Below are 310 nucleotides of genomic sequence, written 5' to 3'. Positions count from 1 at the left end.
ATTCTGCTGGTGAAATCCACCATCACCACCAGAAACAGCAGGAGTGCAGCCACAGTCAGGCGCAGTTTTACCGTCACAGGTAATTCTCCAGACGAAGACCCAGAACACCGGCAATCTCTTCCAGCACCTTGCGCTCTTCCGGCTCAATTTCGCCGTCTGCCTCCGCAATGGCCACCGCCACATCCAGCACATCTTCCGCTTCACGCGTATCGTGTTTCACATCCTCGATCTCACGTAACGCCGCACGACGACCAGTTTTAAAGTTCGTATCCAGCTGACCGATAATGGTTGCGCTAATCGCATTAATTTC

Annotated in this window: 1 protein-coding gene and 1 pseudogene; both read right to left on the bottom strand. The window is 52.9% G+C overall.

Features of this window, described 5'->3' with window-relative positions; translation table 11 throughout:
• Positions 1–77, bottom strand: a pseudogene (locus tag HEN33_RS27255) (DUF3927 family protein); the annotation flags it as partial.
• Positions 74–310, bottom strand: a 237-nt coding sequence (locus HEN33_RS25710) for a TerB family tellurite resistance protein (protein ID WP_024243636.1), incomplete at its 5' end; no start/stop codon positions are given. The pseudogene HEN33_RS27255 and the gene HEN33_RS25710, both read right to left, overlap by 4 nt.

The sequence above is a fragment of the Escherichia sp. 94.0001 genome (assembly GCF_013369155.2).
GTDB lineage: Bacteria > Pseudomonadota > Gammaproteobacteria > Enterobacterales > Enterobacteriaceae > Escherichia > Escherichia coli_F.
This window is presented reverse-complemented; position numbering and strand designations above follow the sequence as displayed.